General features: G+C 74.2%; 6 protein-coding genes. 2 read left to right on the top strand and 4 right to left on the bottom strand.

What is annotated here, in order from left to right; all coding sequences use genetic code 11:
* Positions 1-63 precede the first annotated feature (63 nt).
* The 4 genes from UW392_RS34460 to UW392_RS34445 form a co-directional block, all read right to left on the bottom strand.
* A complete protein-coding gene (locus UW392_RS34460) occupies positions 64-2454 on the bottom strand; it encodes a DUF3488 and transglutaminase-like domain-containing protein (RefSeq protein ID WP_320779137.1) in 2391 nt (796 codons plus the stop codon).
* Positions 2451-3830, bottom strand: coding sequence for a DUF58 domain-containing protein (locus UW392_RS34455; RefSeq protein WP_320779136.1), 1380 nt, complete (start codon positions 3828-3830; stop codon positions 2451-2453). The genes UW392_RS34460 and UW392_RS34455 overlap by 4 nt, the downstream gene beginning before the upstream one ends.
* Positions 3830-4864, bottom strand: a complete 1035-nt coding sequence (locus UW392_RS34450; RefSeq protein ID WP_320779135.1) for a MoxR family ATPase — start codon at positions 4862-4864, stop codon at positions 3830-3832. Before UW392_RS34450 ends, UW392_RS34455 begins: the two co-directional genes overlap by 1 nt.
* 289 nt (positions 4865-5153) lie before the next feature.
* The gene (locus UW392_RS34445; RefSeq protein WP_320779134.1) at positions 5154-5702 is read right to left on the bottom strand and encodes a carbonic anhydrase; all 549 of its coding nucleotides are present in this window, start codon (positions 5700-5702) and stop codon (positions 5154-5156) included.
* Between the two features lie 415 nt (positions 5703-6117).
* Here UW392_RS34445 and rsmH point away from each other — a divergent pair, with 415 nt between their 5' ends.
* Positions 6118-7071 carry a 16S rRNA (cytosine(1402)-N(4))-methyltransferase RsmH gene (rsmH, locus tag UW392_RS34440; RefSeq protein ID WP_320779133.1) on the top strand — a complete coding sequence of 318 codons (954 nt, stop codon included), beginning with the start codon at positions 6118-6120 and terminating at the stop codon, positions 7069-7071.
* A 101-nt stretch (positions 7072-7172) separates the two neighbouring features.
* Positions 7173-7649 (top strand): hypothetical protein (locus UW392_RS34435; protein WP_320779132.1); only part of this gene is annotated, 477 nt, incomplete at its 3' end.

Below are 7649 nucleotides of genomic sequence, written 5' to 3'. Positions count from 1 at the left end.
CGCCGGGCTGACCCGGCGTGCGGCGCGGTCGTTCGGCGCCTCGTGCGGTGCGGCAGGACCCGGTCAGCCGCCCTGGCGGGACGGCCGGCGCAGGGTGGTGGGGCGGCGGGCCGCCAGTCCCGCCCTGAGCGCCGCCCAGCGGGCCGATGCCGCCCAGACCACGCGGACCACCGACCGCGGGGCCAGCAGCGCCCGCAGCCGCGTGCCACGGCCGGCCCCCGCGCCCAGGGCCTCCGCGACCTGGCGGGCGTCCTGGGCGATGCCCGGTGCCTGCTGCGGACGCGGGGCGTAGAGCACCTGCTCCACCGCCCCCGCCATGCGGTGCAGCGCCGCCGTGGCCGCCTCGTCCAGCTGCCCGAGCCGCGCGATCCGCTCCGCGGCCTTGCGCGGCGTCCGCGACTCGTCCGGTGCGATCCCGTGGTCCCACGCCGTGTCGGTCACCTCCTGCCACGCCGCCAGCGTGCGGACGGCCGCGCCCTCCCCCGTGCGGCCGTGTGCGCCGAGCCGGACGGCGCGCATCCGCATCCGCCACAGCATGGGCAGCAGCGGCAGCGCCAGCACCGCGAGGGAGACCAGGATCCACCCGGGAATCACGTACCACCGCGGGCCGTCACCGCCCGAGCCCGCCCCGGCCGACGGCGACTCGCTCTCGCACGGCACCGGCCCGTCCTGCCGCGGCGTGCAGCTCTCGCTCGCCGACGGCTCGGCCGAGGGCGCGGCGGACGCCGACTGCGTGGGCCGGGGCACGTCCGGCACACCGCTGACGCCCGGCGCCTCGGTCTGCGCGTACGACGGGGTCGTCCCGCGGGTCGGGGTCGGCTCGAAGCGGGTCCATCCCACCCCCTCGAAGTACAGCTCGGGCCACGCGTGCGCGTCCCGCAGGCCCACCGTCATCGAACCGTCCGACTGCGGGGAACCCGGGGTGAATCCCACCGCGACCCGTGCGGGGATGTCCAGCGTGCGGGCCATCGCGGCCATCGCGAAGGAGAAGTGGATGCAGAAGCCCTCCTTGTCCCGCAGGAACCGCGCGATGGCGGCCGAACCGCTGCCCACCTCCACCTCGGTGTCGTAGGTGAAGCCGCCGTTCACCGCGAACCAGTCCTGGAGCTTCACCGCCCGCTCGTGGTCGTTCGCCGAGTCCGCGGTCACGTCACGGGCCGTCTGCGCCACCACCCGGGGCAGCGACCGCGGTACGTCCGTGAACTCCCGCCTGATCTCCTCCGGCGGCTCCGGCGCGCCCGCCAGCTGCTCCGCGGTCGGCTGCGTGATCAGGCTCCGCACCCCGTAGCTCATTCCCTGGGTGTTCTGCCCGCGGTCGCCGACGAGGGTGCGGCCCACCGGCTCGTAGCGCCAGTCGCCGGCGATGTCCACGCCCGTCGCCGGGTAGGGCATCGGCAGCCAGTCCTGCCCGTAGTTCCGCGCCGCCGAGATCCGGGTGGCGATCTCGGTGCGCCTGATGTCGGGGCCGAGCCCGGCCGGGGCCGGGAACGGGTCCGGCACGTCCTGGACGCGCCGCTGGGCCGGCTTCCAGGCCGTGCCGTCGAACTCGTCCAGGGAGACGATGCGCAGGTACAGGTCCTGTGTCTGCTCGCTGTCGGTGCGGTAGGACATGACCTCGCGGTCCTGGTCCACGTTCAGACTGTCGCGCAGCGACACCAGCGGGTTCACCGCGGAGATCGTGCCGCCGCCCCCGGACCCCGACCCCACCCCGGTGCCCGTACCGTCCAGCAGCCCGCCGTCCAGCGCGGGCAGGGCGAGCGGCACCACCAGGGCGACACCCAGCGCCACCGCGCCGATGCGCCGGCCGGTGCGGACCGGGGCGAGTGCCGCCCGGCCGGTCTCCGGGGCGGCGGCGTTCGGCGCGCCGCCGAAGACCCGGCCCCACTGGGCGAGCCGCTCGCGGCTCTCGGCGAGGAGCAGCATCAGGTAGCCCGCGGCGGCGAGCACGAACCACAGCCACGCCGCGCCGTCGGACAGCCCCGCGGCCACCGAGTACAGGGCGAGCAGCGGGAGTCCCGCGGGGGCGGCGCTGCGGTAGGTCACCGCGAGGGCGTCCACCATGAGGCCGATGACCAGCACACCGCCGACGATCATCAGCTCGATGCCGTCGCTCAGCGGCGCCGGGATCGCGTACCGCCCGATGTCCTCCACGCCCGTCTGCAGCAGCCCGGAGAAGTGCCCGAAGGTCTCCGGGACCGGGACGAACCCGGCGAGCGCCCGCTCCCGGGCGAAGACCAGGGTGAGCAGCAGCAGCGACACCAGCGCCTGGACCGCCACGGTCAGCGGGCGGGCGAGCGGAACCCGGCGGGACAGGGCGCCCACCACGCTCTGCACCCCCAGCAGGAACGCCGTCTGCACGATCCACAGGGTGTCCTCCACCAGCGGCAGCAGTGCGCACGCCGCCGTCAGCGTGGCGGCCCAGGCGCACAGCGCCACCCTCGCCCGACCGCTCATGACCATCCCTCCGTACCACCCGGACCGGCCACGGCGGCCGTACCCGTACGCTGCCGGTCCGCCTGGCGCCACAGGTCCGCCAGCGCGGCGCCCCGCCCCACGCGCACGGCCGTCCAGCCCGCCTCGTTCAGCGTCCGCAGTGTCCTCTCGCCCCGGTCCGGGGCGCCGGCGGCGGGCGCGTCGGACGGATCGTGCCCCCACGCCCCGCCGTCCAGCAGGAAGGCGACCGCCCCGCCGCTGCGCCGGCGCATCCGGCCGACCACCGCCGCCTGCTCCTCGTCGAGGTCGCCGAAGAAGGCCACCAGCAGTCCCTCGTTCCCGCCGCGCAGCACGTCGTACGCGCGCGACAGCCCCGTACCGTCGGAGTGGTCGATCACCGAGAGGGTGTCCATCATCAGGCCCGCCGCGTCGGCGGACCCCTGGCTCGTGCCGGCGAACCCGTCGGTGCCCTCGCCCGGCACCGCGTTGCCGGTGTCCGTGAGCAGCCGTACGGAGAAGCCCCGCTCCAGCATGTGCACCAGGACGGACGCCGTGCCGGAGACCGCCCACTCGAAGGCCGAGCCCGGACCGGCGCCCGCGAAGGCGGCGCCCCGGGTGTCCAGCAGCACCGTGCACCGCGCGCGCTGCGGCTGTTCCTCGCGGCGCACCATCAGCTCGCCGTGGCGGGCGGTGGAGCGCCAGTGCACCCGGCGCAGGTCGTCGCCGTGCCGGTAGCCGCGCGGGATGATGTCGTCCTCGCCCGCGAGGGCCAGCGAGCTCTGCCGCCCGTCGCCGTACCCCCTGGCCTCGCCGCCGAAGCGGACCGGCGGCAGCGGTTCCACGCGCGGGACGACCGTCAGGGTGTCGTACGCCGAGAAGGAGCGGGTCAGCTCGCACATGCCGAAGGGGTCGGTCAGGCGCAGCTGCAGCGGGCCCAGCGGATAGCGGCCCCGCAGGTCCGAGCGCACCCGGTAGGACACCTCGCGGCGGCCCCCGGCCTCCACCCGGTCCAGCACGAACCGCGGGCGCGGACCGAGGACGTACGGCACCCGGTCCTGGAGCATGAGCAGCCCCGTCGGCAGCCGCGAGACGTTCTCCATCCGCAGGTGGACGCGGGCCTCGGCGCCGGCGGGCACGCGCGCGGGGGTCAGGCGACGGTTGCCCGAGACCCGGTAGCGGGTGCGGAACAGCGCGATCGCGCAGACCACCGGCAGCACGGCCAGCAGCAGGCCGACCCGGAGCAGGTCGCTCTGCCCGAGGACGTAGGCGCAGACCGCGGCGGCGGCCCCGGCGGCCAGGAAGGAGCGTCCCCGGGTGGTGAGGCCGGCGAGCGTGGTGCGCAGGCCCCCCTTGTCGTCGTCGCGCTCCGGGGCGGGGGCCGGCGCCGCGGCGGTCATCACAGACTCCGGGGCGGCCGGCCGAACGCGGACGGGCCGCGGCTCACGGGGATGCCGTTCGGCGACTGGGAGGCCGAGGGGACGGGGATGCGCTGCAGGATGTCCTGGACGACCTGTTCGGCCGTCCGGCGGTTCAACTGGGCTTGAGCGGTGGGCAGCAGACGGTGCGCCAGGACGTGCACGGCGAGCGCCTGCACGTCGTCGGGCAGCGCGTACTGCCGGCCGCTGAGGGCGGCGGACGCCTTCGCCGCGCGCAGCAGGTGCAGCGTGGCGCGCGGCGAGGCGCCGAGTCTCAGATCGGGGTGGGTGCGGGTGGCCGCCACGAGGTCGACCACGTACCGCCGGACCGGCTCGGCGACGTGCACGGCGCGCACGGCCTCGACCAGTTTGACTATCTCGTGCGCGTGGGCCACCGGCTGCATGTCCTCCAGCGGCGAGGGGCCGCCGTGCACGTCCAGCATCCGCAGCTCCGCGTCCGCGCTCGGATAGCCGACGGAGACCCGCGCCATGAAGCGGTCGCGCTGCGCCTCCGGCAGGGGATAGGTGCCCTCCATCTCCACCGGGTTCTGCGTGGCCACCACCATGAACGGGCTCGGCAGCTCGTAGCTGTGGCCGTCGATGGTGACCTGGCGCTCCTCCATCGACTCCAGGAGCGCGGACTGGGTCTTCGGCGAGGCGCGGTTGATCTCGTCGCCGATCACGATCTGCGCGAAGATCGCCCCGGGCTTGAACTCGAAGTCCCGCCGCTGCTGGTCCCAGATGGACACACCCGTGATGTCCGACGGCAGCAGGTCGGGCGTGAACTGGATGCGGCGCACCGAGCAGTCGATGGACCGCGCCAGCGCCTTGGCCAGCATGGTCTTGCCGACGCCGGGCACATCCTCGATCAGCAGATGTCCCTCGGCGAGCAGCACGGTCAGCGAAAGCCGTACGACCTCCGGCTTGCCCTCGATCACTTCCTCGACCGAACTGCGGACCCGATCCACAGTGGCGGTCAGATCTGTGAGGCTCGCTCGATCGTCATAGGTCGTCACCCGGCCCTCCTCGGCCCTTCCCCTAGCACTGGAGGAGCAGGAGAAACCCCAACTCCCCGGGCCGACGCCCCGCGTCGCGGACCGGCCCACCCCGGAACACGGACACCACGCGTGAAAAGTTCCGCGTGACGCCACACCCGCATTCTTGCCGCCGTTACCGATTCGTGTCACTCGCCTGTGGACAACTGCTCGCGATATGCCGGGCTCGTGGTCTTTTGGGCGCGGTGCAACCGGTTGCGACAGCTCGATGTAGCGGTCCCACTGCCCCGGGCCGGGTGACGAAAACGGGCTACACGGGGTCGATCTCGCGCAGCAGACCCGTCTTCACGTCGAAGACGAAGCCGCGTACGTCGTCGGTGTGCAGCAGGAAGGGCGAGGTGCGCACCCGCTGCATCGACTGCCGCACGTCCTGGTCGACGTCCCGGAACGACTCCACCGCCCACGACGGGCGCTGGCCGATCTCCATCTCCAGTTCGTGCCGGAACTCCTCGGTGAGGGACTCCAGACCACAGCCGGTGTGGTGGATCAGCACCACGCTGCGGGTGCCGAGCGCCCGCTGGCTGATGGTCAGGGAGCGGATGACGTCGTCGGTGACGACCCCGCCCGCGTTGCGGATGGTGTGGCAGTCACCCAGCTCCAGGCCGAGTGCGGCGTGCAGGTCCAGGCGGGCGTCCATGCAGGCCACGACCGCGACCTGGAGGACGGGGCGCGCGTCCATCCCCGGGTCGGCGAACGCGTCGGCGTACCGCTCGTTCGCGTCGACGAGCCGGTCGGTGACGGTGCCCTGGGAGGGTATGGGGGCGTCGGGTCCGGTGGGTACTGGTGCGGAAGTCGTCATGGCTACGACGTTACTGGTCACCGGCTTCGCGGGCGCGCTGTGAGCATGGACAAAGAACAGCCGTGACGCTTGTTGTGAGGTACTCCACAAGGGCTCCGCGGGGGCGGCCGGGCGGGTGGTTCCGGCCCTTTCGCCGTCCGTCGGCCGGCGGGGCCGCGACGCGCAGGCCGGTTGATTGACCGCGGGGGACCGTGGACTAAAGTGACGCGAAGCGGGAGGCGAGGTTCCCCCTGCTGGACTGACATCGAAGGAGGGCCGGCGACCGTCCGGTCCCTCCCCGCGTGCGCGGCGCGCACGTACGGCTCGGCCTCCTCCCGCTCCCGGTCGGCTGACGCCTCCGGTGCCGCCCGGCGCCGGCCGGGCGAGGGCGGGGACCCGGCGGTGCGTGACGCCGCGCCGGACCTGAGAGGGCCCCTTGAGCAACAGCCGCCACGTTCCCGTCATGCTCCAGCGGTGCCTGGACATGCTGGCCCCGGCCCTCACGGAGCCCGGCGCCGTCGTGGTCGACTGCACCCTCGGACTCGGCGGCCACAGCGAGGCGCTGCTCACCCGGTTCCCCGAGGCCCGCCTCGTCGCCCTGGACCGCGACAAGGAGGCGCTGCGCCTGTCCGGCGAGCGGCTCGCGCCCTTCGGCGAGCGCGCCACCCTGGTCCACGCCGTCTACGACGAACTGCCCGAGGTGCTCGACCGCCTCGGCGTCCCGCGCGTGCAGGGCGTCCTGTTCGACCTCGGCGTCTCCTCCATGCAGCTCGACGAGGCCGACCGCGGCTTCGCCTACGCGCAGGACGCCCCGCTCGACATGCGCATGGACCAGACGACGGGGATGAGCGCGGCCGAGGTGCTCAACACCTACCCGGCCGGTGAACTGGTGCGGATCCTGCGCGCGTACGGCGAGGAGAAGCAGGCCAAGCGGATCGTCTCCGCGGTCGTCCGCGAGCGTGAGAAGGAGCCGTTCACCAACAGCGCCCGCCTCGTGGAGCTGATCCGCGACGCCCTCCCGCAGGCCGCCAAGCGCACCGGCGGCAACCCCGCCAAGCGCACCTTCCAGGCACTGCGCATCGAGGTCAACGGCGAACTGACGGTCCTGGAGCGGGCGGTCCCCGCGGCCGTGAAGGCCCTCGCGGTCGGCGGCCGGATCGCCGTCCTGTCGTACCAGTCGCTGGAGGACCGGCTGGTCAAGCAGGTGCTCGCGGCCGGAGCGGCCACCACCGCGCCGCCCGGGCTGCCCGTCGTCCCCGAGCGCTACCAGCCCCGGCTCAAGCTGCTCACCCGCGGTGCCGAACTTCCCACCGAGGACGAGGTCGCCGAGAACCGGCGGGCCGCTCCCGCCCGGCTGCGCGGAGCGGAGCGCATCCGCGAGGACGCCTAGGCCACCGAGAGCACCGAGAGCACCTGGAACACAGGGTGAGGCGGACGAGCAGAAGGCAGAAGGGGGCGAGGGGCGCGTGAGTCGACCGGCAGGGAGGGCGCGTGAGTAGGAAACCCGAACTGAGGGGGCGGGCCGCCCGGCTCGCGCGGCTCCTCCCCACGGCGTCCGGGCAGGCCGCGCGCACCCCGTTCGTGCTCCTGGTCGTGCTCCTCCTGGGCGGCGGGCTGATCGGTCTGCTCGTGCTGAACTCCGCGCTCAGCGAGGGATCGTTCCGGCTCGGCGACCTCAAGGAGGAGACCAAGAGCCTCACCGACGAGGAACAGGCGCTGCAGCGGGACGTGGACGCCTACGCGGCCCCCGACGCCCTGCAGCGCCGCGCGCGCGAGCTGGGCATGGTCCCCGGCGGCGACCCCGTCTTCCTGGACCCCGACGGCACCGTCAAGGGCGTGCCGAGCCCCGCCGCCTCCAGCTCCTCGACCGTGCCCCTCGTCCTCATGCGTGAGGAGCTCCCCACGCGCCCGCCCGCGGCCCCGGCGCCCGACCCGACGGCGCCCGCCGCCCCCGTGCCGGGCGCGGCC

This window comes from Streptomyces sp. CRN 30, assembly GCF_034105845.1.
Note: the sequence above shows the minus strand (reverse complement) of the source record. Positions and strands in the feature narration are given on the sequence as shown.